This window comes from Desulfomarina profundi (genome assembly GCF_019703855.1).
In the GTDB taxonomy this organism is placed as follows: Bacteria; Desulfobacterota; Desulfobulbia; order Desulfobulbales; family Desulfocapsaceae; genus Desulfomarina; species Desulfomarina profundi.
Map to the genome: position 1 here is coordinate 2,756,686 of NZ_AP024086.1, position 26,989 is coordinate 2,783,674.

Annotated in this window: 22 protein-coding genes; 16 read left to right on the plus strand and 6 right to left on the minus strand. The window is 46.6% G+C overall.

What is annotated here, in order from left to right; translation table 11 throughout:
* The first annotated feature begins 197 nt into the window (after positions 1-197).
* From LO777_RS12735 to LO777_RS12745, 3 genes are read left to right on the plus strand one after another with little or no spacing between them, the layout of a single operon-like run.
* Positions 198-374, plus strand: a complete 177-nt coding sequence (locus LO777_RS12735) for a hypothetical protein (protein ID WP_228854269.1) — start codon at positions 198-200, stop codon at positions 372-374.
* 3 nt (positions 375-377) lie between these two features.
* The gene (locus tag LO777_RS12740; RefSeq protein ID WP_228854270.1) at positions 378-1,277 is read left to right on the plus strand and encodes a bile acid:sodium symporter; all 900 of its coding nucleotides are present in this window, start codon (positions 378-380) and stop codon (positions 1,275-1,277) included.
* 60 nt (positions 1,278-1,337) lie between these two features.
* Entirely contained in the window at positions 1,338-2,267 is a 930-nt protein-coding gene (locus LO777_RS12745; protein ID WP_228854271.1) for a TIGR01212 family radical SAM protein, read from the plus strand.
* On the opposite strand, the gene LO777_RS12750 is transcribed toward LO777_RS12745, so the two are convergent.
* Positions 2,257-2,949 (minus strand): diacylglycerol kinase family protein, encoded by a 693-nt coding sequence (locus LO777_RS12750; RefSeq protein WP_228854272.1) that lies wholly within the window; start codon positions 2,947-2,949, stop codon positions 2,257-2,259. The genes LO777_RS12745 and LO777_RS12750 overlap by 11 nt on opposite strands.
* Between LO777_RS12750 and LO777_RS12755 the strand changes: the two genes are divergently transcribed.
* Positions 2,948-3,598 carry a thiamine diphosphokinase gene (locus tag LO777_RS12755; RefSeq protein ID WP_228854273.1) on the plus strand — a complete coding sequence of 217 codons (651 nt, stop codon included), beginning with the start codon at positions 2,948-2,950 and terminating at the stop codon, positions 3,596-3,598. The two genes, LO777_RS12750 and LO777_RS12755, sit on opposite strands and share 2 nt — an antisense overlap.
* 27 nt (positions 3,599-3,625) lie before the next feature.
* Here LO777_RS12755 and LO777_RS12760 read toward each other — a convergent pair whose 3' ends face one another.
* Complete coding sequence (locus tag LO777_RS12760; protein WP_228854274.1) at positions 3,626-3,982, minus strand: hypothetical protein; 357 nt, start codon at positions 3,980-3,982, stop codon at positions 3,626-3,628.
* A complete protein-coding gene (locus LO777_RS12765; RefSeq protein ID WP_228854275.1) occupies positions 3,975-4,427 on the minus strand; it encodes a hypothetical protein in 453 nt (150 codons plus the stop codon). The genes LO777_RS12760 and LO777_RS12765 overlap by 8 nt, the downstream gene beginning before the upstream one ends.
* A 333-nt stretch (positions 4,428-4,760) precedes the next feature.
* Here LO777_RS12765 and LO777_RS12770 point away from each other — a divergent pair, with 333 nt between their 5' ends.
* The 6 genes from LO777_RS12770 (at position 4,761) to LO777_RS12795 (ending at position 13,928) form a co-directional block, all read left to right on the plus strand.
* A complete protein-coding gene (locus tag LO777_RS12770; protein ID WP_228854276.1) occupies positions 4,761-5,936 on the plus strand; it encodes a glycosyltransferase in 1,176 nt (391 codons plus the stop codon).
* Between the two features lie 84 nt (positions 5,937-6,020).
* Positions 6,021-7,895: an asparagine synthase (glutamine-hydrolyzing) gene (gene asnB, locus LO777_RS12775; RefSeq protein ID WP_228854277.1), complete on the plus strand. Its 1,875-nt coding sequence runs from the start codon at positions 6,021-6,023 to the stop codon at positions 7,893-7,895.
* 4 nt (positions 7,896-7,899) lie between these two features.
* Positions 7,900-8,883, plus strand: coding sequence for an NAD-dependent epimerase/dehydratase family protein (locus LO777_RS12780; protein ID WP_228854278.1), 984 nt, complete (start codon positions 7,900-7,902; stop codon positions 8,881-8,883).
* A 108-nt stretch (positions 8,884-8,991) separates the two neighbouring features.
* Positions 8,992-10,047, plus strand: coding sequence for an IS110 family RNA-guided transposase (locus tag LO777_RS12785; protein WP_228854279.1), 1,056 nt, complete (start codon positions 8,992-8,994; stop codon positions 10,045-10,047).
* Between the two features lie 525 nt (positions 10,048-10,572).
* On the plus strand, positions 10,573-12,063 hold the full coding sequence (locus LO777_RS12790; protein WP_228854280.1) for an FAD-dependent oxidoreductase: 1,491 nt from the start codon (positions 10,573-10,575) through the stop codon (positions 12,061-12,063).
* Positions 12,060-13,928 (plus strand): asparagine synthetase B family protein, encoded by a 1,869-nt coding sequence (locus LO777_RS12795; protein ID WP_228854281.1) that lies wholly within the window; start codon positions 12,060-12,062, stop codon positions 13,926-13,928. Before LO777_RS12790 ends, LO777_RS12795 begins: the two co-directional genes overlap by 4 nt.
* Positions 13,929-13,976: 48 nt before the next feature.
* On the opposite strand, the gene LO777_RS12800 is transcribed toward LO777_RS12795, so the two are convergent.
* Positions 13,977-14,123 (minus strand): hypothetical protein, encoded by a 147-nt coding sequence (locus LO777_RS12800; protein ID WP_228854282.1) that lies wholly within the window; start codon positions 14,121-14,123, stop codon positions 13,977-13,979.
* Between the two features lie 404 nt (positions 14,124-14,527).
* Here LO777_RS12800 and lysS point away from each other — a divergent pair, with 404 nt between their 5' ends.
* The 3 genes from lysS to LO777_RS12815 are packed head-to-tail and all read left to right on the plus strand — an operon-like array spanning position 14,528 to position 17,923.
* Positions 14,528-16,024: a lysine--tRNA ligase gene (gene lysS, locus LO777_RS12805; protein WP_228854283.1), complete on the plus strand. Its 1,497-nt coding sequence runs from the start codon at positions 14,528-14,530 to the stop codon at positions 16,022-16,024.
* Position 16,025: 1 nt separating this feature from the next.
* Positions 16,026-17,252, plus strand: a complete 1,227-nt coding sequence (locus LO777_RS12810) for a lipoprotein-releasing ABC transporter permease subunit (RefSeq protein WP_228854284.1) — start codon at positions 16,026-16,028, stop codon at positions 17,250-17,252.
* A complete protein-coding gene (locus LO777_RS12815; protein ID WP_407929147.1) occupies positions 17,249-17,923 on the plus strand; it encodes an ABC transporter ATP-binding protein in 675 nt (224 codons plus the stop codon). Before LO777_RS12810 ends, LO777_RS12815 begins: the two co-directional genes overlap by 4 nt.
* Positions 17,924-17,937: 14 nt before the next feature.
* Here the strand turns inward: LO777_RS12815 and LO777_RS12820 are convergent, their stop codons facing one another.
* The gene (locus tag LO777_RS12820) at positions 17,938-18,447 is read right to left on the minus strand and encodes a rubrerythrin (protein ID WP_228854286.1); all 510 of its coding nucleotides are present in this window, start codon (positions 18,445-18,447) and stop codon (positions 17,938-17,940) included.
* A 394-nt stretch (positions 18,448-18,841) separates the two neighbouring features.
* On the opposite strand from LO777_RS12820, the gene LO777_RS12825 reads away from it, so the two are divergent.
* The 3 genes from LO777_RS12825 (at position 18,842) to LO777_RS12835 (ending at position 24,842) form a co-directional block, all read left to right on the plus strand.
* On the plus strand, positions 18,842-20,347 hold the full coding sequence (locus tag LO777_RS12825; RefSeq protein WP_228854287.1) for a bifunctional metallophosphatase/5'-nucleotidase: 1,506 nt from the start codon (positions 18,842-18,844) through the stop codon (positions 20,345-20,347).
* Positions 20,348-20,440: 93 nt separating this feature from the next.
* The gene (locus tag LO777_RS12830; protein WP_228854288.1) at positions 20,441-23,884 is read left to right on the plus strand and encodes a response regulator; all 3,444 of its coding nucleotides are present in this window, start codon (positions 20,441-20,443) and stop codon (positions 23,882-23,884) included.
* Positions 23,865-24,842 (plus strand): GGDEF domain-containing response regulator, encoded by a 978-nt coding sequence (locus LO777_RS12835; protein ID WP_228854289.1) that lies wholly within the window; start codon positions 23,865-23,867, stop codon positions 24,840-24,842. Before LO777_RS12830 ends, LO777_RS12835 begins: the two co-directional genes overlap by 20 nt.
* Positions 24,843-24,868: 26 nt before the next feature.
* On the opposite strand, the gene LO777_RS12840 is transcribed toward LO777_RS12835, so the two are convergent.
* Positions 24,869-26,968 (minus strand): AsmA family protein, encoded by a 2,100-nt coding sequence (locus LO777_RS12840; protein WP_228854290.1) that lies wholly within the window; start codon positions 26,966-26,968, stop codon positions 24,869-24,871.
* Between the last annotated feature and the right edge of the window lie 21 nt (positions 26,969-26,989).

Consider the following 26,989-nt stretch of genomic DNA (forward strand, 5'->3'; position numbering starts at 1 on the left):
GAGTTTCACGGGTATTCAGCATTCAAATTAAGTATATCTTTTTCTTTTCACAAAAAACAGTAAGAATATTCTAAAATAGCTTTTCTCTCTTTCTTACTAACACTTGGGCTCAATCCACCACGGATTCAGGTTGCTTTTCAAGCACCGATAGGGTTCACTGCCCATGAAAAAAATACGGTAAAGGACCTTTAAGAACCATGCAGAAAAAACATCACAACAATGACAAAAAAAACGTCTATACCTGTAGTGAATACAGGGAAGAAATGATGCTCCTGGCATTGAGGCGTAAACTTGCGGAATCGAGACTGGACAATAACGAAAAAACCGCCCTGGAAAAAGAAATCACAGAGCTGGAAACTAAAATCGGCATGTAGAAAATGAGGCTGCTGAATCTGCTGCAAAAATACTCCTTCCTCCTAGGCCTGTTTCTGGTTGCCGTGTTTACCCTGGCCGACACACGTGGAATAACAACCGGTGCCGGACTCTGGCTGAAAGAGCATCATGGCCCGGACTGTGTCATTGTCCTGATTTTCTTCCTCTCCGGCCTGGCCCTTGACATCTCGACCATCAGGGCAGGCCTCTCGGATATCAGGGGAACTCTTGCAGCATTGCTGCTGATCTTTATTGTTGCCCCTTTGCTCACCCTGCCGTTCAGCTTTTTTCAACCGGATAATGGTATTCTGATAGGTCTCTTCCTGGTGGCCGTCATGCCGACAACTCTCAGCAGCGGAGTGGTCATGACAGGCAGTTCAGGTGGCAATATGGCTCACGCCCTGCTGATAACCATTGTCGCCAATTCCCTGGCAGTTGTCACCATCCCGCTCACCCTCAGTCTGCTCCTCACCATAACCGGGGACAGTCGAGCAATTGAAATAGACCAGCTGCCCATAATCATTAAGATTGCCACCCTCATCCTCCTGCCCCTGGTAACTGGAATCATTCTGCGCCGGAAACTGCAATCGACGTTACGTCCCTTTTTGCCCTATACTGTGATCTGCAGCCAGGTCGGTATCCTGACCATGGTCTGGATGGCTCTGTGCCGGGGAAGAATAACAATTCTTGCCAATCTCGATGCCGTTTTTCCTGTGCTGACCATTGTTTTCCTTTTCCACCTGGCCCTGGTTCTCATGGGGCTGCTGCTCACCCGTATTCTTGGCATAAAAAAAGGTCACAGGGAAAGTGTCATCTTCATGGGGGCCAGAAAACCCTGCCCCTTTCCATTATTCTCCAGGTTTCCCTCTTTCCCGAATTCGGCCTGGCTCTGGTCGTCTGCGTAATGCATCACGTCATTCATCTTATCATGGACGGTTTTCTCATTGAATACCTCAAAGGGAAAAATGAGTACTGACAGGCCGCGTCTACGTACATTCAGTCATACCTGCAGGCAACGATTCGGCCAACCGGTGGGAAAGATCGCCATAGACCTTGGATACCCCTGTCCGAACCGGGAAAAAGGCGGTTGCATTTTCTGCTCCGCACCCGCTTTTACACCCGGTTACCTGCGTAAAACAGATGACCCTGGAAAACAGATTATCAGAGGCAGGAAAAACCTTCTGCGCCAGGGAGTAAAAAAATATTTCGGCTACTTCCAGCAAGAGACCCCAACCGCCGCTCCGAATGACTATTTCCTGTCCATCTGTTCCCTGATCCTGCAGGACCCTGACTGCATGGGACTCATTATATCCACCCGTCCCGATGCTGTTGAGGAAGAACTGCTCACACTACTGTCCCGGATTTTAATAGAGAACAGAAAGAGAAAAAACTGTCTTTTTGAGCTGGGCATCCAGTCGGCTCATGAAAAAACTCTGGCCCTGCTGAATCGAAACCATGGGTTTTCTGATTTTCGGAACAGCGCGGAACTGTTACAAAAATACGGATTCGAAACAGGTGCCCATCTGATCTTCGGTCTTCCCGGAGAAACAGTGGAGGATATGCAGGCAACAATTAAAATGGTATGCAGTACAAAAATATCAGCCCTGAAAATCCATCACCTGCAGGTGTTACAGGGAACAGTTCTCCAGAGGATGTACCAGAACAGACAAATTGATGTCTTTGCCACACCGGAAGACTATTTCCGGCTCCTCCTGCAACTGCTCCCCCACATCCCGTCTGATATAACAATCCATCGCCTCTTTGCCACATCCCATCCGGAGCTGCTGGTGGCTCCAAAATGGAACATTCTCACCCATATTCTCAGCAGAAAACTTCTTGAGCTGATGGAAGAAAATGCAGTCAGCCAGGGCACAGAAGTCAAAATCAACCTGTGACCGCCAGTCTGAAACTTCCGGCATGGCCGATATCTATCCGATTCGCTTCAATCACCACGATATCACCGTCAAGCTCAACCAGATGACAGTCACTTTCATATTGCAGAGTCATCTCTTCCACCTGCCCGTGAAAGGAACCGAAGCGGCGAATAAAACTGAATGGCGTATAAATAAAAAATCTTGTGGAACTCATCAGCAAAAACGGAGAAATCATAAGAAAAACCGGGCTGAGCAGAACGATGGATACCAGGTATCGTAAGAGTCCTCTTTTTTTCAGGAAACCGATACGCATAATTTCTGAAAAAACAATGTGAAGAAGATCACCCATATTACCGGCAGAGAAAAAAAAGAAATGTTCATTGAGGTAATAGATATTTTGAATTGTTGTCGGCACCTCTTTATCCCCGGCCAACTGCTCAAGGATATCCCCGATTGCCGGAACACGGTTCATCCTGGCAACCACGTTGAAAGACCCTGTGGGATTAAGAATAAAAACCTTTTCATCAAGTTGATCCTGGAGTTTACTGATTACACGACGAAGGGTGCCATCACCGCCGTTAATGATAATATAACGGAACTCGGCACAGTTTTTCCATCCCTGGAGTTCTTTTTCAGAAATGTTTGTGATTTCCAGTTTCGGATGGTGATGAGTAAAATTACCGACTGAGAGTACTTTCATCATGATAGCTTTTATTTTTGCCGGTGCCCCTGGTGCCGGCGGTCTGCCCCGGCATCGGGAAGTTCTGAAAAAAGGAAACCTTATTATTGCTGTTGACAGCGGAGCCCACTATTGCCAGGAGGTAAATCTTCTCCCCCATGTTCTGATCGGCGATTTCGACTCCATTTCCCCGAACCTTCTCCAGAAGTATTCAGCTCAGGACGTCGAATGTATAGCATATCCCAGGCAGAAAAATGAAACAGATCTTGAACTGGCTCTTGATCTGGCCATGGCAAGAGGGACAAAAGAGATCAGGCTCTGGGGTGCAATCGGAGGGCGCTGGGATATGAGTTTCTCCAATATCCTTCTGGCCGCCCACCCCAAATACAAAAAAATGCATCTTTCCCTTTTCGATGCAGCCTGTTCTTTTGAAATCATCCATTGCGGAAAAACATATACTCTCACCGATGATCCGGGGCAACGTGTATCCCTTCTGCCCCTGGCGGGCAATGCCGAAAAAGTGACTTTAAACGGTTTCACCTATCCATTGCAGAACGAAACCCTTCAGTTTGGTACAAGTCGCGGTATCAGTAACATCCTGGAGAGTGAAAGAGCGACCATCTACCTGGAACGGGGCATTTTACTCTGCATCAGGAATTTGGGGTCAGATTGAGCTTTTCCAGTTACAGGCAATACATTTTCAAGGCATACGCAATGCAATCTGTGTTTTGAAAAAACGAACGACTCCCTGTTTATTGCCGAAGGGAGTTATCTGTACATTTTGATCGGCCAGAATTGTTTTCAGATCAGCAAACGGTGTTTCAACTGTACACTCTCCCGAAACAGCGCCGCCATAAGAACCTGCCCGTTGTTCTTCTTCGGCAAGGGGTAACGGGTCACTCCCGGGCAAAAGCCGTATGCCCCGATTCGCGGCCAAGTCAAAAATTGCCGGAGCAGGCCAGAATACAGGTCTACCACCATTATCACCAACAAACAGCTTTTCAAACTGTGTGTTTTCAATTATTTTTTTTACAATTCCCCCCGCTTGCCTAACCATTTGCCAGCCCCCACGGCAGGACAGCCAATCCCTTTTCTTGATGTACCAGTTCTATTGTCCGTATAATCGGAGTGCCATCATCAAATTCTGTCGTAGTACCCAGAGCAAGCACCTCCAGTCTTTCTGCAGTCACTATCTGACGACCGGCTACGACAAACAACCGAACATCCGGCCACTCTTCATGGCAAAGCAACAGGGATTCTTCTTCCATAGTTTTATTAACTTTCCAGGCTTGAGGCAAAATATCAGTCCGTTTCGTTACTTCTTTCCGTAAAAGAGAAAAATAGTCGTGCGTTTTACCCTCCGTCAGCAAAAGAAAAAAAACAGCAGTACTGTTCAACTGAGGTTGTGTTATCTGTTTTGAAAAATTTTCCAGACTTTTCATGAAAAAGACATCAAGAGAAAAAAGGTCTTGAATATGGACATGACCATCAAAATAAATCATTCTGCTTCCTTATAGTGTTTCAACTTCCAAAGTTTTGCCATAATTACGTTTTTACCCGATAATACACAATTAATCCCGACTTTTATAAACTGACATAACGATACCTGACAAATTATTCAAAAATCATTCCCATTTTACGGTTGACAAAGTGTACTTACCGTTGCAATATGCAACAGTTCCAAAACATTATAACTATCACAATTATGTGAATTTACCAAAGAAAAGGTAAACAATCCGTATACTGCCACAAGGATAGCCACGACGACAGCCTGACTAACTTTAAGCGTTGCCAACTGCCGCCTGACTATAGTTTTCATATAGGAGGAAAATGGCATGAAAATCCTGGTTATAGCTCCTGAACCCTTTTTTACTCCTCGGGGAACACCCTTCAGTGTATATTACCGGTCACTGATCACTGCACAACTGGGCCACAAGATTGACCTCATTACTTATGGCCAGGGTGCTGATGTCCTTATTCCGAGATTAAATATAATTAGGATACCGAGGTTTTTCAGATCATCGCAAATCAAAGTCGGCCCGTCATTGTACAAGCTGTTTCTCGATATATTCATGGTTCTGTATACCATCAGGCTTCTGGTAACACACCGCTACGATGTTGTTCATGCCCATGAGGAAGCCGTATTCTTCTGCAGATTCCTTAAACCGTTTTTTCGTTTCAAATTAATCTACGATATGCACTCCAGCCTCCCGCAACAATTGACCAATTTTGAGTTCACTTCATCAAAAGTATTAATTACAATTTTTAAAAAGCTGGAAGATTCATGTTTAAAAAATGCCGATGCCGTCATTACCATCTGTCCTGATCTAGCACAATATGTCAATAGATTGCTTGACACACCGGAAAAACATTTTCTCATCGAAAACTCTCTCTTCGACCCGATCCGACTACTTGAACCGACCGAAACCGCACAAGACTGTGCGGAAGAAAAGCAACCTCTCCTTTCCGGTGAAAGCAAGTATATAGTGTATGCAGGAACCCTGGAGCCCTATCAGGGAATAGATATTCTTATCCCCGCATTTCAAATTTTTCATGATTCCCACCCTGATTACACGCTCTGTATTGTTGGAGGCAACAGGAAACAGGTAAAAACGTTCAAAGATCTTGCCAGATCCCTTAAAATAGATGACTCATGTATCTTTACAGGCCAGGTCAGTCAGGCCAAGGCGAAAGAATACACAACCCAGGCATCCATTCTGGTGTCTCCACGAAAACATGGGACAAATACGCCCCTTAAAATATACGAACAACTTGCCAGTGGCATACCCCTGGTTGCCACCCGGATTTATTCCCATACTCAGATTCTCGATGAAAACGTAGCTTTTCTCGTCGATCCGACTCCTGAAGAACTTGCGCGGGGACTATCAGCCGCAGCAAGCAAAACGAGTGACAAAAAAGCACAGCAGGCAAGGGCTCTTTACGAAAATAAATATTCAAAAGAGATTTATACCGGAAAAATGGAACGTCTTTTTGCCTTCATTCAGCAATAATCTCTTCTCATGGAAATATCTCCAAACTGGCTGTCTTGCGGATAATCAAAGAAAATATATAACTTTCAGGGATATAAAAACAACATGTGCGGCATTGCAGGGATATTGGCGTTTACTGAAGCAGCACCACCACAACCGGATCAGCTTCGGGCAATGTGCAATGCCATGTTTCATCGTGGACCCAACGAAGAAGGCACAGACATCACTAAAGGGGTCGGGCTTGGTATGCGCCGTCTTTCTATTATCGACCTTGCCGGTGGCAGTCAACCGATCTTTAACGAAGACAGAAGTATCCTCTGTGTTTTTAACGGAGAAATTTATAACTACAGGGAACTTCGTCAAAGACTTGAAGGACGCGGCCACACTTTCAGCACCAATTCGGACACAGAGGTAATTGTTCATGCCTACGAGGAGTATGGTGATACCTTCCCGGTTCACCTCAATGGTATGTTTGCCATTGGACTGCATGATACCCGTCAAAAAAGAGTCCTTCTGGTACGGGATCACCTTGGCATCAAACCGCTCTATTACGCCCGCCGGAAACAGCACCTGGTCTTTGGTTCGGAGATCAAGGTATTGCTTGCTTCAGGATTGCTGAACAAAGAGCTTGATATTGACTCTCTCTCTCAGTTTCTGGCCTGGGAATATGTCCCGGCCCCGGAAACGTTACTCAAAAACGTGAAAAAACTTGAGGCTGGATATCTGATTGCCATAAATATGGATAAACAGGACGTGTCCCTGAAACAGTATTGGGATATCCCGCCGGCAGAAGAACTGTCTCTGACCGATGATGAATGGTTTGAACGCATAGACAGTCTGCTCAAAACCTGTGTAACCCGCCAACTGGTCAGTGACGTTCCGCTGGGAGCTTTTCTTTCGGGTGGTGTCGACTCCAGCCTGATAGTTGCGGCTATGGGTTCTGCCAAAACATTCAGCATTGGTTTTGATGATCCCTCCTATAATGAATTAAACTGGGCCAATACGGTGGCAAAGCATCTTGGAGTAAGCCACACAGACGAAATACTCTCCCCTGATATCCTGACCCTTTTTGATCATCTTCTTCATTTCATGGATGATCCGATTGCGGATTTTTCCATTTTTCCCACCTACCTCGTCTCAGCTCTGGCAAAAAAATATGTAACGGTCTCCCTCAGTGGAGATGGTGGTGATGAACTCTTTGGCGGCTATGAAACCTATATTGCCCAGATGCGGGCAGCACAATACAGCCTGATCCCGTCATTTATACGCAGAAAAGTACTCGAACCGTCACTCAGAGCCATAAAGCCGCGTGCTGCCAAAAAGGGCCTTATCAACAAGGCCAGACGATTTGTTGAGGGTGCCGGACAACCGGAAAATCTCGGCCATTGCCGGTGGCGGATTTTTGCGGGCCAACTGCAGCAGGCAGCCTTGTTTACACCGGAGGCATTGTCACAGATCGAAACACCGGTGGACGCGCATGTCAGTCGACTCTTTGCCCTGGCCGCTGATCGTGATCCCCTGACGCAATGTCTTTATGTCGACACCAAGAGTTATCTCTGTGATAACATACTGACCAAGGTTGATCGCATGTCAATGGCGGTTTCCCTTGAAACACGGGTGCCTTATCTTGATCCCGAGCTGGTCGGGCTCGCCTTTTCTCTTCCGGCGCGACTGAAAGTTTCGGGCAATACTACCAAAATACTGCTGAAAAAAGTAGCGGCCAAACACATCCCACAGCAATGTGTCTATCGCCCGAAAGAAGGATTCAGTATCCCGATCAAACATTGGCTGACTACAACTCTCAAACCACTGATGGAAGAATTGCTTTCAGAAAAAACCATCCGCGAGCAGGGCCTTTTTGCATGGAATACCGTCCAATCCATGAAATCTGAACATTTACAGGGAAAAGAAAATCACAGTCATCAGCTCTGGGCACTCATGATGTTTCATGCCTGGCAGAGAAGATGGCTCAAAGGATAAGAGTATGGGAAAAATACTGGTAACAGGAGCTACGGGATTTACGGGTACGGCACTTTGCAGACGACTCATTAATGACGGCCATGAGGTTGTTGCATTTATCCGACCTACGAGTAAAACAGGTGCTTTAACGGAACTGGGTGTAATCTGCAAAACTGTCGATATCTGTGATGCAGAAGCAGTTCTTGACAATTTCACTGATATTTCCAAAGTCTATCATATTGCCGCGGCTTATCGAACAGAACACAGTACCACGGAAACCTTTATCAAAGTCAATGTTGAAGCAACTAGAAACCTGCTGGAAGCGGCTAAACAAAACAGCATAGAACGATTCATTCACTGCTCAACAGTCGGTGTACAGGGTGAAATTGATGATCCGCCTGCTGATGAGGAGTACCGGATGAAACCGGGAGACCATTATCAGGAGTCAAAAAAGGATGGAGAGCTGCTTGCCAGAAAATATTTCGCAGAAGAAGGAGTAACGGGAACCGTTTTCCGACCGGTAGGAATTTATGGCCCCGGTGATACTCGTTTTCTCAAACTGTTCCGTTCTATTGCCAGAGGTGTTTTTGTGATGATCGGTTCAGGATCTGTTCTCTATCACATGACCTATATCGATGACCTGGTCGAAGGCATTGTGCTGTGCGGAACACATCCCAATGCCCCGGGTGAAGTTTTCACTCTGGGTGGTGAAAACTACACTACACTCAAAGAGCTGGTAGGAGAGGTGGCCAGGGTACTTGGTAAACAGCCACCCATACTTCGAATTCCCTACCTGCCTGTATTCTGGGCATCGATTATCTGTGACAAAGTGTGTAAATTAGCCCATATCAGCCCACCCATTTATCCCAGGAGGGTTGAATTCTTCTCACTTGACAGGGCATTTTCCATTGAAAAGGCCAGGCGATTGCTCGGCTACGCCCCCAAAGTCAGTCTGCACGAGGGGCTCTCCCGTACAGCAGACTGGTATAGGGAAAACAATCTTATCTAGCCCGAACTGATGAGGTAAAATGAGAAGGCTGGTTCTCCCGAGCTATGTTATAGAACATGCTCAACTATAAAACGCAGTCATGATGCTGCAAAAAAAGGAGAACCAGCCATGAACAGTATAACAATTGGAATGGATTTAGGCGATAAAACAAATTTTGTTTGTATTGTGGGTGACAGAGGTACCATCCTGCTGAGTAAATCTATAGACAACAATGTAGAATCCATAAGAAAATTTTTTAGGAAATATAAAAGAACTACGGTCGCTATTGAAGCGGGAACTCATTCCCCATGGATGAGTAGACTCCTGAGCTCCATGGGCTGTAATGTTTTAGTGGGGAACCCAAGAAAACTACGTGCAATATGGGAGAGTGATTGTAAGACAGATCAGCGAGATGCTGAAATGCTTGCAAGGATAGCACGATTCGATCCCAATTTGCTTTATCCGATACAACATAAAGGTGAACAGGTACAAGCGGATCTTGCACTATTGCACTCAAGAGATTTATTGGTGAGAACCCGCTCTAGTCAGATTAATCATGTTCGTGGCATTGTAAAATCCTTTGGTGAGCGGTTACCAAGTTGTAGCACAGAATGTTTTCATAAAAAGGCTATATCCCATATTCCTCAACAGTTGCAGCTTGGCCTTGGACCTGTACTGATACTCATTGCACAGCTTAACGAACAAATTAAAGCTTTGGATAAAGAAATCGAGAGTATCAGCAGCGAGCGGTATCCTGAGACAGAGTTGCTCAGGCGAGTGAAAGGAGTCGGTCCATTAACAGCTCTGGCATTTGTATTGACGGTTGAAGATCCTGGTAGATTTGGAAAAAGCAGACAGATTGGCCCATATCTCGGGCTGACACCTCGTCGCGATCAATCTGGAGAGACAGATAAACAGCTTCGAATAACCAAAGCTGGCAGTCCGTTTTTACGAAAGCTATTGATAAATTCGGCGCAATATATTCTTGGCCCATTTGGAGAGGACTGTAACCTGCAACGTTTTGGTTTACGTCTGGCATCTAGAGGCGGGAAAAATGCAAGACGTAAAGCTGTAGTGGCAGTGGGAAGGAAATTAGCAATACTCCTACATCGTCTGTGGAAATATGGAGAAATATATGACCCGGTTTACAAACGTAACGTTTTATCAAGAAGAAAGGCAGCATGAGTTACATAGTCTCACTGCACCTGTCAAGGACAATGTTCCCCAGGAACCGTAAGTACCCGGTAATACATACTGTGACACTTAAAATGAACTTGGTGAGTATATTTATAGAGGAACATTCTCCTTGACAGTTTTGTTCGTTATGTACAACCGGTAACTGTGAAAAGGGAAAAATGATTTTCCCTTTTTATCAGCAACGTAAAATGAGTGGAGACTTTCAAGTCATTTTGAAAATAAAGCCCTGAATAAAGAACGTCCCGTCCGGAAGACTGCGTGAATTTCTCTGGTCTGTCATATGCCAATGACAATTTTTAAGACCGATGATGAGGTGGCAGCTCCAGGACGGACCCTACAATGCACCGAACTTTTTGGCAGAGGTTCATAAATGAGTGCGAATGGAAGCATGACGTTTCAGGGATTATTTAAAAAATGGTTCGCCACGTCGAACTTATATCTTGACAAGCCTTCTCATGGAAGAAATGCGGGCTAAAAGCTGCCTGCTGTTCTTCTTTGTACAGGATCAACATCATGACAAATATTATTCGATATCCCGAAAAAGCCGCTTCAAGAAATTACGATGTCATAATTATCGGTGGAGGCATTTACGGTATTACCCTCGCCCTTGAAGCAAGTCTTCGCGGCAAACGCTCCCTGCTCCTCGAGAAAGGAGACTTTGGAGAATACACCAGTTTCAACAGCCTGAAAATTATTCATGGAGGTCTCCGTTACCTGCAATCCCTCGACCTGCCAAGATTTTGGGAATCAGTCAGGGAACGGTCATGGTACCTCAAACATTTTCCCCACAGGGTGCATCCCATGCCCTGCCTCATGCCACTTTACGGTAGAGGGCTGAAAAGACCAGTCATTTTTCGTATCGCCCTTCTCCTCAATCATCTCCTCTCCCCAGGCCGTAACAGAGATCTTGAAGAGGACCGCAAATTACCAGTTGGCCGTATCGTGTCCGCAGCAGAGTCCCAAAAGATATTCCCCCTGGTCAACACAGAAGGGCTGCAGGGCAGTGCACTCTGGTATGACGCCTGTATGCCCGACTCCCAGCTTCTGGTCATGGAACTGTTGCGGACGGCATGTGATCTCGGCGCAACTCCACTCAATTATTGTGAAGTACAATCACTCACCCTATCCACGGACAGGACAATCATCGAGGGAGTACACGCCCTGGATCGTGAAAGTGGAAAAACATATGAATTCAGCGCGCCCATAGTCATCAACAGCGCAGGTCCCTGGTGCCGTGCTGTTGTAAATGGAATTGGTGGCGATTGTGAAGAATTGTTCCGCCCCTCCCTTGCCTGGAATATTTCATTTAACCGTCCCGCTCTCTCCGACCACGCCCTTGCCGTGCAGGCAGATACGCCAGGCAGCCGAGCCCTCTTCGTCACTCCCTGGAAAGGCAGGATTTTTGCAGGATGTGGCCATGAGCCCTGGTTGAAGGGACCGGATCGCCCCATGCCAACGAGAAAACAGATCAACACTTTTATCAAAGAACTGAACGCCGCGATTCCAGGCCTCGATCTCAACATAAATGATGTTCACCGGGTTTTTGCCGGTCTTTTACCAACCGTGGAGAACGGCAGCAATATTTTGACAAGACGCGAAGTGATTATCGACCATGGTGCGAAGCAGGGTCCGCAGGGGCTTTATAGTGTAGGTGGTATAAAATTTACCACCGCCCGCCTGGTTGCCGAAAAGATATGGGGGATGATCAGTAAAAATAATCCCGGCCTGATACCACCCGATACGGCCATGCCTGTCTGCCGCACAGGTATCTATCCGCAGGACAGTGATACAAAGCAGGGTATGTACAAAATTCTTGCCAGCGACAAGACCATAGTTCATCTTGACGACCTGATAGTGCGCAGGTCAACGACCTGGGAAAAAGGCCCGGATGCTGTATCTGACGATTTAACAGAAATGTTTGACTGGGGTGATCCCCGAAAAATGGAAGAACTGGCCAAATGCATAGCCAGTGTACAACCCCTCACACAGGAGGACAATTCATGATCTCCGGTTTTTTCTTAACCAATGGCCAAAACTCAAAAGGTGTAAACCGATTCAAGGAACTCCGGAACACGCCATCGACACACATTGTTTACACTGACGACAACCTCATTCTATCCAATACGGTTGACCGGGATGCTCTTGGCGACAAGATTTGCAACCCACTGGTCTCTGAAAATAAAAAGTTAATTGTTCATTTTTCTGGAACGATTTACAATCGAAAAGAATATATCCAAAAATACGATCTGCCGCTCAAACCCGACAGCAGCAGCGGCGATGCAGACCTTATATTGGCATTGTACCTCACTTTTGGAGAAAATCTTCTCACCCATCTTGATGGAACATTCTCCTTTCTCATCTACGATAAAAATGAAGAAAAACTTCTTCTCTGTCGAGATCATTTTGGCGTAGAACCGCTTTACTATTTTGAGGCACCCGATTTCTTTGTCTTTTCCTCGACCATCGCGGGTATTCTCAGACTCACTGGACAGAGCAAAAATCTCCACCACCCGGCGCTGGCAAAGATACTTCTTTTTAACTACAATGTGGGTTTTGATACACTGGTGGAGGGCATAAAGCGTCTGCCACCCGCCCATTTCCTCAAGATACATGGCGGACAGCCCCTGCTCAAAAGGTATTGGTCAATAGACTTCACACCCGTTTCACGACCGGAAGAAACAGTCTGTCAGGAGCTCCTGCAGCACCTCCGCCGGGCAGTTGGCTCATGCCTCTCCGGCACAGACCAGAGTGGTGTTTTCCTCAGCGGCGGCATGGATTCCAGCACAATGCTTGCTCTCAGCGCAGAACATGAACCAACCAGCCTCGACACCTTTTCTTACAGATGTAAAGCCGCCTCTTTTGACGAATCACAATACGCACGGCAGATGGCTGAATTCGCCGGTTCTCATCATCATGAATCAGAATACTCCAGTAACGATGTACTTCTTATGCCGGAAGTTGTCAAAGCGATGAACGAGCCGTTCTCGGATGTGGGCATCAATATTGCCACCTACCTGCTCGGCCGGGAAGCAGCTGCAACCGGTACCGGCTTGATTCTTACCGGTGATGGTGGTGACGAATTATTTGCCGGCCACCCTGTTTATGAAGCTGATAAAATTGCAAGATATATCGATACAATTCCACGTTTTTTACTGGGCCCCCTTTTTTCTCTCTTCCGGCAACTGCCCGACTCCGACCAGAAAAAGAACCTTTCTGTTAAGCTTAAACGATTTTCTGAAAGTATGTCCTATCCGCGGGAACTGCTTTCCCATCGATGGCGCATCTATTACGATGCAGCGTCATTGCTCCAGCTGGCCGGTGAAAATTTAACTGATGCTGTCAACTGGAATAATCTTCTGGAGGATATTCTTTTAATCAATGAAAAAACCAGTAGTTTTGATCCACTGGCAAGAAGTTTAGCCAGTGATTACCAGACGGTAGTCGATTTCTATCTCCGACGAAACGATCTGATCCGTCGTTTTAATATCGATATCCGCTATCCAATGTTTGACCGTAAGCTGGTTGAATACTGCGCTTCTCTACCCAGTTCACTGAAAATAAAAGGCTGGTTTGACACCAAGTATATTTTCAAAAAGACAATGGAACCTGTTTTACCCCATTCCATTATTTATCGAAAAGACAAGCTCGGCCACAGTATTCCCTTAAAAAACTGGATTCGCGACGATAACAGGGTGCGGGAGATGATACTTGATCATGTATCTGGAGAAACCATCAGCAGGCGAGGATTGTTCAAAACCAGTACTATCGCAGAAATGACCAATGATCATCTCAGAAAAAAATCCAATCATTCACACAGGCTCTGGACACTTGCCGTAATGGAGATGTGGCTGCGGCATCATTTTGATTAGTCAGTGTCCGTCCCTTTGCAACCCGCATTGCCAATCTGTGCATGCGGGTTAAAAACTCTTCTTTTTGCCCATTTCCTGAAAATTATATTCCAGCATCTTCTTAAAAATATCAATTATCAAACCGTCTGAAGCTGTATCAGTTTTCTTTTCCGAAGAAGCAGTTGAGCCGGCCCTTGTCTCTTTTTCCTTATCCATTCTCTTTTCTCCCATAACAAATATGGTTTTTACCTAAATCCTGCACTTCGACAAACTTGCCAATTGCAGGATTTAGGTTTTAGTATTTTGATTTCCCGTGGAACGTGATTGTTGAAACACGCCCGATAAAACAGCCACATCTTCTCCGCTATGATTGTCAGGTTGAACTTTGTATGTGATCAGATTATTTTTTTCATTCTTACCTGTTTTTCCTGAACAATGCAATGCCGGGGAACCACTCTTCACCCTGCATCTGCCCGCCGAAGAGATACCTGCTCTTCTGAAAAGAATTGACAGATCGCTTGTTTCTCTGTAATTCCTGTTTATACTATGCGTTGATGCATGGCGGCAGCTTTCTGCCGCTTTTTTATTTCTTTTTTGTCAATCTCTGAAATCCAATCGTTATGAGTCAAAACCAAGATAATCAGACCCTGAAACAGCGCCGGGAGAAAGCCGAGTCCCTTGAAGACACAGGCGTAAAGCTTTACAGCAACTCCTTTACTCCCAAAAATTGCATTAGAGAGCTTTTACCCAGGGGAGAAACCCTCCAGGCCCAGGAGAAAGAGAAGGGCAGCCCAATCTATTCCATAGCCGGGCGTATCATGGCCATGCGCAAATTCGGCAAGGCCGCCTTTTGTCATATCAGCGATTCGACAGGACAGATCCAGATATACGTAAAAAAGGACACATTGGGGGATGAGATATTCGCGACCTTTAAAAAATGGGATATCGGTGATATTGTCGGCATCACAGGCACCCTTTTTAAAACCAAGGTGGGCGAACTCTCCCTGGCTGCTACGGAAATCACCATGATTTCCAAATCGCTGCGGCCTCTGCCTGAAAAATGGCATGGGTTAACCGATGTTGAAACCCGCTATCGCCAACGCTACGTGGATCTCATCGTCACTCCGGAGAGCCGGGAAACATTCAGAAAGCGAGTGCAAATCATCAGGCTTATCCGCGAATTTCTCAATGCCCGTGATTTCATGGAGGTGGAAACCCCCATGATGCAACCGGTACCCGGTGGTGCCACGGCCAGACCATTCAAGACCTATCATAATGCCCTGGATATGGATCTTTTCCTCCGCATCGCTCCCGAACTGTACCTGAAACGGCTGCTTGTCGGCGGTTTTGAGAAGGTTTTTGAAATCAATAGAAATTTCAGGAATGAAGGACTTTCAACCCGTCATAATCCCGAGTTTACCATGCTGGAGTTCTACCAGGCCTATGCCACCTACGAAGATCTCATTGACCTCACGGAAGAGATGATCTCCTCGATCTGTCAACAGGTCAACGGTACCATGGAAATCAGCTACCAGGGCACCCCTGTCAACCTGGCCCCTCCCTGGAAACGTCTGACTATGGATGAAGCCCTGGTGGAAGTGGCAGGAATAAATAAGGCCGATCTTGCCAATGATGACAAGGTCATGGCTCTTGCCGCGGAAAATGGTATCCAGCTTGATGGGCAGGCAGGCCCCGGTAAGGCCAAAACGGAACTTTTTGAACTGCTGGTTGAAGAAAAACTGATAGATCCCACCTTTATCACATCCTATCCCACTGAGGTATCCCCCCTTGCCAGGAGAAACGAAGACGACCCCACAGTCACCGACCGCTTTGAGCTGTTTATCACCGGCCGCGAACTGGCCAATGCCTTCAGTGAGCTCAATGACCCGCGGGACCAGTATAAGCGGTTCAAGGAGCAGATAGACAATCGTGGAGATGACGACGAGATCCACCCTGTTCTTGACCATGATTACATCAGAGCACTCGAATATGGTATGCCGTCGGCGGCAGGGGAAGGAATCGGGATAGACCGGCTGGTCATGCTGCTCACCGATGCCCCATCAATCCGCGATGTCATTCTTTTTCCCCACCTCAAACCGGAAGCACTAAAAGATTGATATGTTTGAATGGTTTGTCGGACTCAGGTACCTGCGGGCAAAACACAGGCATGGTTTCATCTCCCTTATCTCCTTTATTTCCGTGGCAGGAATTACGGTGGGGGTTATCGCTCTTATTGTGGTCCTGGCTGTATATTCCGGCTTTACGGGGGGGCTGCGTGATCAGATCCTCGGGGTTAATTCCCATATCATCGTCCAGCAACTCGGGGGGAAAATCAGCGACTACCGGGAAGTGCGGAAAAAAATACTCTCCGTCAAGGATGTCACAGGTGCCACCCCTTATCTTTATGCCCAGACCCTGCTCAGCAGCGCCAGCGGAGGCAACGGGGTAGTCCTTCGCGGCATGGATCCCAAAAGTGCGGAAAATGTTGTGGGCCTTGCCAGCCAGATGATCCAGGGCTCCATCTTCGACCTGACTCAAAATGACAACCCGAGACTGCCCAATATCATTCTCGGCAGGACACTTGCGGCGGAACTGCGGGTGGGCATGGGGGACAGAATCAGGCTGATCTCACCCTCGGGACCACTCACCCCCATGGGTATTATCCCCAAGGTGAAAACGTGCAGAGTATCCGGCATTTTTAAAAGCGGCATGAATGAATATGACTCCACCCTTGCCTACATGTCTCTTGCCGATGTCCAGCAGTTTCTCGGCCTGGGAGATATTGCCCACGGTATTGAGGTGACAGTCACGGAAAAGGAACTTGACCACGCGGACCGGATTGCGGAAAACATTGTAAAGAAACTGGGAATGGGCTTTATCGCCAAGGACTGGATGATGATGAACCACAATCTCTTTGCCGCCTTCAAACTGGAAAAAATCGGCATGTTTATCTGCATGGCCCTCATCATTTTGGTGGCCGCGCTTAACATCATCAGCGCCCTGGTCATGGTGGTAATGGAAAAAAGCCGGGATATCGCCATTCTCAAGTCCATGGGTGCCACGTCGCGCTCAATCATGAAAATATTTTTTATCCAGGGCCTGGTGATTGCACTTACCGGAACAACCCTGGGGGTGATCGGCGGACTCTCCCTCTGCGAACTGCTCTCCCGCTACAAGTTTATAGAGCTGCCGTCCAATGTGTATCCCATGACAACCCTGCCCATCAAGGTACTGCCCATGGACGTGACCATTGTCGCCGTCAGTTCCATTATCATCACGTTGCTGGCGACCCTCTATCCGTCCTGGAAAGGTTCCACCGTACAACCTGCAGAGGTACTGTCATAATGGGACTGTTTCTTGCTCAGGACATCACCAAAATATACCGTTCGGGAAATACAAAAATTACCGTATTAAATAACCTCTCCATCAACATCGAACGGGGTGAAATGACGGCTATCACCGGGGCTTCAGGCTCCGGCAAGACCACCCTGCTGCAGATTCTCGGCACCCTGGCCAGACCAACCACAGGAAGTCTTTTTTTCAATGGGGAGGATCTGACGAGGAAAAACCAGCAGGAACTGGCCGAATTCAGAAACAGATCGTTAGGCTTTATTTTCCAGTTCCATCACCTGTTGCCCGACTTCACGGCCCTGGAGAATGTCCTGATGCCGGCTCTTATTGCCGGTCACGACAGGAAAGAAATGATACCGGCAGCCCGCAGACTTTTGGAACGAATGGAGCTGAACCACCGGCTGCACCATAAAATCAGCGAACTGTCAGGTGGAGAACAGCAGCGCACAGCCCTGGCCAGGGCACTTATCATGAAGCCGGCCCTGGTTCTGGCTGATGAACCCACGGGCAACCTGGATTCCAGGTCGGGCAATCTTGTCTTTAACCTGTTCCAGGACCTCTGCCGTGAGCGGGAACTGGCCACTATTATCGTCACCCATAACAATGATCTTGCAGACAGAATGGATCGTCGCCTCACTCTGAAAGAAGGTATCCTTAAAGAGTGACAAAAAATCCCGGACTATTCAACCTCCATACTGATCTCCATGAAATTAAACCAGTGACCGCTCTTCTGGGCATGGTCCAGTTCAATCTGGACGATATCAATATGGCGGTTTTCAATCTCCAGGAATTTTTCAAGCACTTCTTTTATCCTGCCCTCGGCATTTTCACTGGCTTTTTTATAATAATTGCTCGTCTCTATCTCCAGTTTCAGTGCCGCGTCAAGCAGCCGCTTCACATCTCCGAGCATCTTTTCAGGAATTTCGGCGGACATGGTCTGAATCTGTTCCTCTATTTTCTCTCTGGCCGGTATGGGTGTGTTCAGTTTTGTTACATCAATAACCCCTTCGGACTGGAGGACTTCCAGGCTGTATTCAAGAAAATCTATATGGGACTGTTCATCATCCCCAAGAGTCTGAAATAATGCTTTTCCCCTTTTGTCATCCACCTTTTCCACTGCCGAAAAATAGAGGTCTCTTACCTTTTTTTCATAATGAATTGCTTCCAAAAATATTTCACGGGAATCCATATACTCTCCAATTCTGTTTCTGATTAAAATAAAACATCCTGATAAAACGTAACTGGTCACAGGATTTGCAACTCAGTGTTTTCATCTACCTTACCCCTGTAAGTGATCAGGGGTGCCGTAGATTCGTGCAATCGCGACCGTGCGAATATGCGGTGCCCCTGATCACTTACGATAAAACAGTAATCCTGCCATCCTCTTTTGTCGAATAAAGAAAAGCTGATTGACCATGAAACTCAACCAAGTTGGAGTGGTGTCTGTTTTAAATCTGACAAAATGACTGTGCCGATTCGCCAAACGATTTTTTCTGCGGTATACTGATTATTATTCACATTCTACAAAAACAGAATCCTCTTGAATAGCAGGAGGAAATACTTTCGATCAAGGACAGTGTTCCATGAAATTTTTATTAATATCGGTTATTATTCTCAGCACTTGGTTCCCAGCCGCCGGCAATACCGAACCTCGCCCCCTGGAGCATCTTAAAATTGTTTTTGCGGCCGGAATGGCAGAAATAAAACAGACAAACCGCCCCAATAACCTTCCGAAACTCGCTACTTTTCTGAATAGTTTACGACAAAATAATACACATGTCCTTTTTTTCCACGGAGGCGCTGCTCTCTCTCCTTCGATTCTCTCTTCTTTTGACCGCGGAGCGCATATGGTCACCCTCCTCAATACGCTGGAGCCTGATCTCTTTGCCATTGCCAAAAACGAATTCACCTTCAAAGAGGACGAGCTGACTCTGCGAACCACAGAGGCCAACTTCCCATTTCTGAATTCCAACCTTATCGATCCCTTGACCGGAAGCTGCATTGAAGGTGTCCTTCCCTCCCTGATTCTCAAAGTGGGCCACTACTCCATCGGGGTAATGGCTCTTGTCGATACTGATGTAATCAGTGATTACATGCCTGAACGGGTCAAACCCGCCGATACCAGATCAACCATCTATAAATATTCTCATCTCCTGCGACAACAGGGTGCCGACCTTATTTTCCTGCTTGCTGATTTTCAGATAAAGGATGCCCCCTACCTTCTCACTCAGAAAATCGTGGATTTTATTCTCATCAACGGCCGCAACATCATTGTTCCCTTCAAGGGATCCGATAATTATTATGAACTCAACGATCTCGGCAGCGTAGTCTCCATGCTGGATATTACCCTCATGGACAACGGAAACAAGTTTTCATGGACAAATGAAAACAAAGCCATTTCCCTCGCTGAATTTCCTGAAGACCATCAGGTTGCGGCACTTATCACCTCTGATCTGCAGCAGATATCCGGTATTCTCAATACCGTGATTGGCGAGACCCTTACACCCATTGACACTCGTCGGAACAATGTCAGGTCCAGGGAAAACGGATTCTGCAATTATATTGCTGACACCATCAGAACTTTCTACAGATCGGATATTGCCCTGATAAACGGTGGGGGTGTTCGAGGCAACAGGGAATATCCAGCCGGCAGTAAACTCACCAGAGGTGATATCCACAGGGAGATTCCATTTCGCAATCATGTTGTCAATATCGAAATAACCGGCAGGCAGCTTCTCGAAAGCCTTGAAAACGGATTAAGCGGTATCAGTGAACTGAAAGGTCGCTTTCCCCATGTATCGGGAATGACTGTCCAATACAATCCAAAAAATCCTCCCGGCAGGCGGGTTGTCAAAGTGACTGTAGCCGGCAAACCCCTGGATCCCGAAAAATCCTACACTATGGCAACCCTTGACTACCTCACAGGAGGCGGTGACGGCTATTCTGTGCTGAAAAACTGCAAACATCTGGCAAAAGTGCGGGGTGGAAGACTGCTCTGGGAATATGTCCGGGACAGGATTGTAGAGCAGAAAACCATTTCTCCCAGGACAGATGGAAGAATGAAAATTTTTATTAACAATAAATCATAACCAATATACCCGGAACCTCTCCCATGCATCTGGGTTGAAATCACTGCCGATAACTTCAGAACGAAGGGAGCTCATACGTCGAGATAAATTTCCATGTCCGCATCCGGTACTGTACAGAGAAAAAACGATTTTGCCATAAAAAGAAGTATTGCCACTACTGTCAGCTGTGGTCTCTTTCTCACGGGATTTCTCTTTACCGTTATCTCCATAATTTCCCTTGTAGGCTTTCTCGGTTTCAAAGAGGTGCTCAGTGATCTTTCCGAAAATGCTCTGCCTTCCTCATCACGGGAGGCACAGATGTCCATCCTGTTCAACCAGCTGCTCCACCAGACCAGCTACCTCCATAACGCGGATTCACATGCAAACAGGCGTATTGCCTACAACAACATTCTCTCACAGTTTATCCGTATTGATGATTTTTCAATCCAGCTGCCTGACACGGCAATCCCGGGACACAACCAGAGAATCTCAGTCCTTGACAATGTCATGGCTGACCTGAACAGGCTTGTTGCCGCCCGCATTGATCTCAGAAAGGAAACTACTGAAAAGTTTAAGGCACTCCTCGAACTCGACAGGGCTAGTTACCTTGTCCACAGTTCACTGCAAACCTCCGCGTCACCTCAATTTACAGAAAAAATAAATCATTTTACGGATACGGCGTTCAGAATCATAAAAAAGAGCGGTAAAGCTTTCAGCTTCAGGAGTCTTTACAAGGTAAAAACACTGGAACGGCAACTTCAGGAAAGCTTTCGGGTTATGCAGACGCTAGCGGAAAGCTTCTCCCCACCTTTACGGAAAAAGGCAAAACAGCTTATTGCACACCTGCAGAAACAGATCACCGGGGCAGACGGTTATCTGTTTTCAATACGGCAGCAAATCATGAAAACCACAGAGTGCAAGAATAAAAATATCTTTGCCATCAATCTTGTGGAAGAAAAGGGAGATGCGAGTATTGCAAACCTGTTTGACCTCTCCTCATCAATTGGCCTGAAAACCAGGATGCTCTCGAACAAGGTCAAGAGACTCATCCAGATTATCACTTTTCTCTTCATCCTTTCCATTCTTCTGGCAACTCTCTCCTTTTTTTATTTCAGATACACCCTCATAGACAGGATGCTCGCTCTGAACAGGTCGGTCCTGGAAAAAGTGGCTGGCCATGGTGAACCAATAGAGGACAACAGGCATGACGAAATCAGCCAGATCGCGCACTCCGTCAACTATTTTGCCATGGAACTGAGCAAGGCAAAAGAAACCGCAGAACGATCAAATATGGCCAAATCACAGTTTTTAGCCCATATGAGCCATGAAATCCGCACTCCCATGAATGCCATTCTCGGCTTTACATATCTTGCCCTGAAAAGCAGGAACCATGACGATCACCTGATTTACCTGGAAAAAATCAACACCGCTTCCAGGTCTCTTCTGGGTATTATTAATACAATACTTGACTTCTCCAAGATTGAAGCCGGCAAACTCACCCTGGAAAAAGCGCCCTTTGACCTTCGCCAACTGCTGGATGAACTGGCAACTGTGATCAGCCTGAAATGCGAAGACTCAGGACTCGAATTCTACTTCAAGGTTGATAGCAAAACCCCGGCCGACCTGATCGGAGATTCCCTGCGACTGGGCCAGGTTCTCTCCAACCTTATTACCAACGCATTCAAATTCACGGAAAAAGGGCATATCGTGGCCTCAATCACTCCCCTGGAGAGAAAAGATGCAGGAGACACGGTAGAACTGCTTTTCACTGTTGAGGATACGGGCAGCGGTATCCAGGGGGAACAGGCTAAAACTCTTTTTCTGCCCTTCACCCAGGCGGATGAATCCGTGACCCGCAAGTTTGGAGGGACAGGACTCGGGCTCACCATCTGCAAGGAGCTTGTGACAATGATGGGAGGGAAAATATGGGTTGAATCGAACGAAAACGGCGGAACAACTTTTTCGTTTACAGTCCGGTTCAACCTTCAAACAACAGACGACAGGAAAAACCCTTCCGGTTTCTATGACTCCCCTGTTCTGCTGCGGGATAAAACCGTAATAGTCCATTCACAACGGCCAAAAACTACAGCAGCCCTGAAACGCTGTCTTCATCATTTCGGACTGGAAATCCACAGTTCCGACACTATCAATGCAACCTCAGCTCTTATCAGGGATATTTCCCGGAAAAAACGTTGTGACCTGCTCATCGTTGAATGCAACTCTTTTTCCAGAAAAACCCTCAGGACCCTCGCCCATTTCAAAACAATACCCGGCAATATATCGCCTGATATTATTGTTACCGGTCCGCAATCCCTTTCCAGACATTTTACCGCAAAATCTGTCGTGGAATGTGACAGTTTTCTTTCCCGGCCGGTTACACCCACACGACTCCTTCACTGTATCCTTAAAACTTTCGATATCAACCATCCGGAACCCGCCAAAACAACTGATAACCAGGGGAGAAATTCGACAGGCAACAGGACACATGACGGCGGTCATATCCTCTTGGTGGAAGATAACGAAATCAATCAACAGATTGCCGCAAACCTGCTGCATTCTGAGGGCTTCAGCGTCATCATTGCCAATAATGGTGCAGAAGCAGTCAATATCCTGGAATCTGTGGAAGCTCAACCATTCGATATCATTCTGATGGACATCCAGATGCCGGAAATGGACGGGTATACGGCTACCGCAAAAATAAGGAAAATGCGCTCCCCTCTCAATGAGATCCCCATTATCGCTCTCACCGCCCACGCCATGGATCAGGTACGCGAACAATGCCTTGCGGCTTCCATGGACGGCTATGTCACCAAACCCATTGATCCCCACCTGCTCTTTTCGACCATCGCAGAATTCCTGCCTGACAAAACTCCCCGGCTATCGCCCCCGCCTGAAGAAAAACAGTTTAGTGACGATATGGGAATCAACCTGAAGGCGGGAATTGACAGGGTCATGGGAAATATTACCCTCTTCAGGGAACTGATCACCATGTTTCTCGACCAGCACGGTGACACGCCCACCCGGATAAAAACTGCGTTTTCTGAAAACGATCTCCTGAAGACAGGACGCCTCATTCATACCTTCAAGGGCATCTGCGGCAATATTGGTCTTGAAAAGATTTCCGCCCAGTGCGCACGACTTGAGATTCTCGTGAAAAACAACAGATCTGCCGGCATGGACAAGCTCCTGAACCAGCTGGAGGTGGAGACGAAAACGACCTGTGTTCTCCTGGGAGACTGGCTGAAAACAAGCGCAGCCCAGGAAAAAGCAGATATTTCCGAAGAAATTGATATTACAGAAGAAAAAACAATACATTCCCAATACACAGCGTTGTCCGATGCCCTTGCCCTGAACAGTTCCAAGGCCATAACCATTATAGAAAAACTGCTGCCGCAATTAGAGCTGGAGGACAGGTTTCTGTTTATCAAGATCAGAAAACATGTGAACAGCCTGGACTATAAAAAGGCCCTTGTTCTCCTGAATCAATGGGATTTTGACCCGAAAAACGAACAGAGCACACATACTGAAAAGAGTAATAATGCTGAAAAGAGAAACTGAAAAAATTCTGATCATTGATGACAGCACAGAACATATCAAGATCCTGATCAATCTGCTTGAAAACGAGTATGACGTCTTTTTTGCCAAAAATGGGCGGGAAGGCTTGAACATCCTACAGTCAGTTGCGCCTGATCTGATTCTCCTTGACATCGTCATGCCCGGCATGAACGGTTTCGAAGTCTGCCGTACAGTCAAAGCCAGTAAAGAATTCAGTGAGATTCCAATCATCTTTATCTCTGTCCATGGAAAGGCGAATGATGAGACAAAAGGTCTTGAACTGGGTGCCATTGATTATATCACAAAACCTTTCAACCCGGCAATTGTCAAGGCACGAATCAGAAATCACCTCAAACTGCGAAGTGCCATGAAAGAACTGGAACGTCTCTACAGCCTCGCCCTGGATGCCAACCCCATGACCGGCCTGCCCGGTAATAATTCCATCGCCGAACATGTAGAACAAAGTCTGCAGACAAATGAGGCGTACAGTGTACTGTATACGGATCTGGACAATTTCAAAGCTTTTAATGACAAATACGGTTTTGCCCACGGGGATGAGGTTATTCTCTTCACAGCAGATATTCTGCACCAGGCCCTTGCTCTGCAGGAAAAGCCAAATGGCTTTATCGGCCATGTGGGCGGGGATGATTTTGTCATGATAATCCCCACAGAATACACGGATAAAACCACCAAATTGATTGTAGACAATTTTGAGAAAGGGATCGTCGGATTCTACTGCGAAGAAGACAGAAAACGAAAAGCCATCCTTTCCGTAAACAGGCGGGGAGAACCAAGAACGTATCCGATCATGACAATCAGCATTGCTGTTGTTGATCTTTCAAACACACGTTTTTCAACCTATATTGAAGTAAACGATGCCTGTGTGGAGATGAAAAAACGGGCCAAGACGTTTACCGGCAGTGCAATCTGTTTTGATCGACGCAGAGAAGAAGACAGTTAGTGTTTGTTCGGAAATGCGATTCTTCGTTACAATTGCAGAAAGGGTTCTTTTCTCAAAGGGGATATCCTTACCTTTCCACGACCTTTTCTGAACTTCTTTTTCTCTTTTTTCCTTCGTATAATTTCCGGCTGCAGACCAAACCTCCTGGCAACAATCTCAGGATCAATAAGAGATTTGCCGACGAGATCCTTCACATCATCCTCCACAGGAGAAGGCAGCTTTTCATCCACCAGCTTTTTAACATCGACCTTTTCTCCTGGAGCAACAGGAGTCTCTCTCTCCTTTTCACCACCCCGATCAATCCGTACCCCTGAAAAACTGCCAGCAATACGGAGAAATCTGCCGTCTTTTTTATTATTCGCCGTGGTCTTTCCACCCTCGAGAAGATCACTTCTGACTAATTGAAGATCCAGGGTTCTACCAGTAAAATCAATATCACCGGCCACAACGATTTTCCCAAAAGATGTCTGCAGGCTTGTACTGGTATTTTCCAGAATTCCCCCGTGGAAAACAAACTCCGAGGAAAGCTCTGTAAATGTGGTATTCAGGCGATCTGAATCATCCTGTTCACTATCTTCGGCGGCAGTCTGCTTTTCCATTTCACCTTCTCCGAAAACCGACTGAAAATCATATCCGGACAAAATCCCCTTTTCAAGCATCAGGGCTCCCCGACCTTCAAGATTCGTCAGCATTTCTGAAAAACCGGAGCCAACGGAGGAGAGGTTCAAGGCCATGTTGCCGCGGCCCGAAACAGGTTCACTACCAAAAAGATCATGAAGCAGGGGGGTGATATCAACCCCTTCCATTACCAGGTTCAATGATGTTTCCGGCACTTCTCCCTGGAAATTAACAACGATTTTTGAATGAACATTTCCGGAATAGAGGGAAAATGAAAGAGGATCTGCCTGCAGCAGATGATCATCAACAACAAGGTGGACCATCCCGGATGAAAGCTGATGGCCCCTGAAAATCAGTTTCTCCGACTTGACAATACCATCAATTTTAAACCCCTGCAGTCCGACTCCAGACACTTTTCCCCCATCGGCACCCGGATCCGTCTGCGTATGATCTGCTTTTTTCCCAGCTTGTATATAACGGTCCAGATCAACCTGGTCAATATCTGCAAGAAATTGTATTTCAGGGTTGAACAGATTTTTCACTGATCCAGAAAACGTCAGGCGGGAATCATCAAACGAGGCGACACCGTTCTCAAAAGACATCTGTTGCTGTGAACCGTTGATTGCAGTCCGCAGGGACAGTGAGTTGAAAGCCGAAAAATCTGCAAACTGCAGCAATCGCCTGAATTGAAATTTCTCAAGTATTTTCCGGAGAGATACAGCTGGAATATCAACTATGATATTCCACGAGGGCTGCCTGTCTGCAACCATCAGCCGTCCTTTTATTCCCGCGTTAAACAGTTCCGTCATTTTCAGATGAAGATCAACCGGCAGGCGGTTCTGCCGAACGAGAGACTTCAAAGGTCCGATGGTCCCATCAAGCCTTACGGGAGTGCCCCGGAAAGCAGCGACACATTCAAGCGATGCAGGGCTGTCCGGGGCCACATCTTTGAGAAGGAGCATCAGATCACTGATTTGAAATTCTCTGTTATTCACACCATCATTCCAGGTTACAGCTCCATCAGTAATACCCAGAAGATCACCTGTCCCCTGCTCAAACAGAAGTGACAGACCTCGCCACCAGCCAGATTCCTGCTGTTCTGTCAACCCCTTATCAAAAATCCAGTTTTCTCGACCGTCTCCGTTTCTTTCCAGATTTACCTTGAGCCCCCCCACGATAAAACGACTGATCTTGAGCTGCTTCTTCAGCAGAGGCAGCAATTTTATTTTTGCTTCCAGCGAATCAATTTTCATAAAAGTATCACTGGTAAAGCCTCTGGGATTGCCGATTGAAAAATCGGAAAAAGAAACACTCACGGAGGGAAAAAGAGACAGGCTCAGATCAGGTCCCAACGAACAGGTCCGGCCGATTCTCGCGGATATCTGCTTCTCTATCTCCGGAATATATTGCCGGACATTAATGAGAGCAGGAAGGAGAATTACTGTAACGGTAAAGAGAAAAACAACTATTACAACGGGAACGACACCATATTTAAAAAATTTCTTCATTTTACTGATTCCATGGACGAG

What these genes read in the sequence shown, in the direction of transcription:
- LO777_RS12755 (WP_228854273.1), top strand. Translation starts at nt 2,948, where the DNA reads ATGATAGCTTTTATTTTTGCCGGTGCCCCTGGTGCCGGCGGTCTGCCC.
- LO777_RS12825 (WP_228854287.1), top strand. Translation starts at nt 18,842, where the DNA reads ATGAAATTTTTATTAATATCGGTTATTATTCTCAGCACTTGGTTCCCA.
- LO777_RS12830 (WP_228854288.1), top strand. Translation starts at nt 20,441, where the DNA reads ATGTCCGCATCCGGTACTGTACAGAGAAAAAACGATTTTGCCATAAAA.
- LO777_RS12790 (WP_228854280.1), top strand. Translation starts at nt 10,573, where the DNA reads ATGACAAATATTATTCGATATCCCGAAAAAGCCGCTTCAAGAAATTAC.
- LO777_RS12740 (WP_228854270.1), top strand. Translation starts at nt 378, where the DNA reads ATGAGGCTGCTGAATCTGCTGCAAAAATACTCCTTCCTCCTAGGCCTG.
- LO777_RS12810 (WP_228854284.1), top strand. Translation starts at nt 16,026, where the DNA reads ATGTTTGAATGGTTTGTCGGACTCAGGTACCTGCGGGCAAAACACAGG.
- LO777_RS12750 (WP_228854272.1), bottom strand. Translation starts at nt 2,949, where the DNA reads ATGATGAAAGTACTCTCAGTCGGTAATTTTACTCATCACCATCCGAAA.
- LO777_RS12780 (WP_228854278.1), top strand. Translation starts at nt 7,900, where the DNA reads ATGGGAAAAATACTGGTAACAGGAGCTACGGGATTTACGGGTACGGCA.
- LO777_RS12735 (WP_228854269.1), top strand. Translation starts at nt 198, where the DNA reads ATGCAGAAAAAACATCACAACAATGACAAAAAAAACGTCTATACCTGT.
- LO777_RS12800 (WP_228854282.1), bottom strand. Translation starts at nt 14,123, where the DNA reads ATGGATAAGGAAAAAGAGACAAGGGCCGGCTCAACTGCTTCTTCGGAA.
- LO777_RS12795 (WP_228854281.1), top strand. Translation starts at nt 12,060, where the DNA reads ATGATCTCCGGTTTTTTCTTAACCAATGGCCAAAACTCAAAAGGTGTA.
- asnB (WP_228854277.1), top strand. Translation starts at nt 6,021, where the DNA reads ATGTGCGGCATTGCAGGGATATTGGCGTTTACTGAAGCAGCACCACCA.
- LO777_RS12840 (WP_228854290.1), bottom strand. Translation starts at nt 26,968, where the DNA reads ATGAAGAAATTTTTTAAATATGGTGTCGTTCCCGTTGTAATAGTTGTT.
- LO777_RS12760 (WP_228854274.1), bottom strand. Translation starts at nt 3,982, where the DNA reads ATGGTTAGGCAAGCGGGGGGAATTGTAAAAAAAATAATTGAAAACACA.
- LO777_RS12820 (WP_228854286.1), bottom strand. Translation starts at nt 18,447, where the DNA reads ATGGATTCCCGTGAAATATTTTTGGAAGCAATTCATTATGAAAAAAAG.
- LO777_RS12765 (WP_228854275.1), bottom strand. Translation starts at nt 4,427, where the DNA reads ATGATTTATTTTGATGGTCATGTCCATATTCAAGACCTTTTTTCTCTT.
- LO777_RS12785 (WP_228854279.1), top strand. Translation starts at nt 8,992, where the DNA reads ATGAACAGTATAACAATTGGAATGGATTTAGGCGATAAAACAAATTTT.
- lysS (WP_228854283.1), top strand. Translation starts at nt 14,528, where the DNA reads ATGAGTCAAAACCAAGATAATCAGACCCTGAAACAGCGCCGGGAGAAA.
- LO777_RS12770 (WP_228854276.1), top strand. Translation starts at nt 4,761, where the DNA reads ATGAAAATCCTGGTTATAGCTCCTGAACCCTTTTTTACTCCTCGGGGA.
- LO777_RS12745 (WP_228854271.1), top strand. Translation starts at nt 1,338, where the DNA reads ATGAGTACTGACAGGCCGCGTCTACGTACATTCAGTCATACCTGCAGG.
- LO777_RS12835 (WP_228854289.1), top strand. Translation starts at nt 23,865, where the DNA reads ATGCTGAAAAGAGAAACTGAAAAAATTCTGATCATTGATGACAGCACA.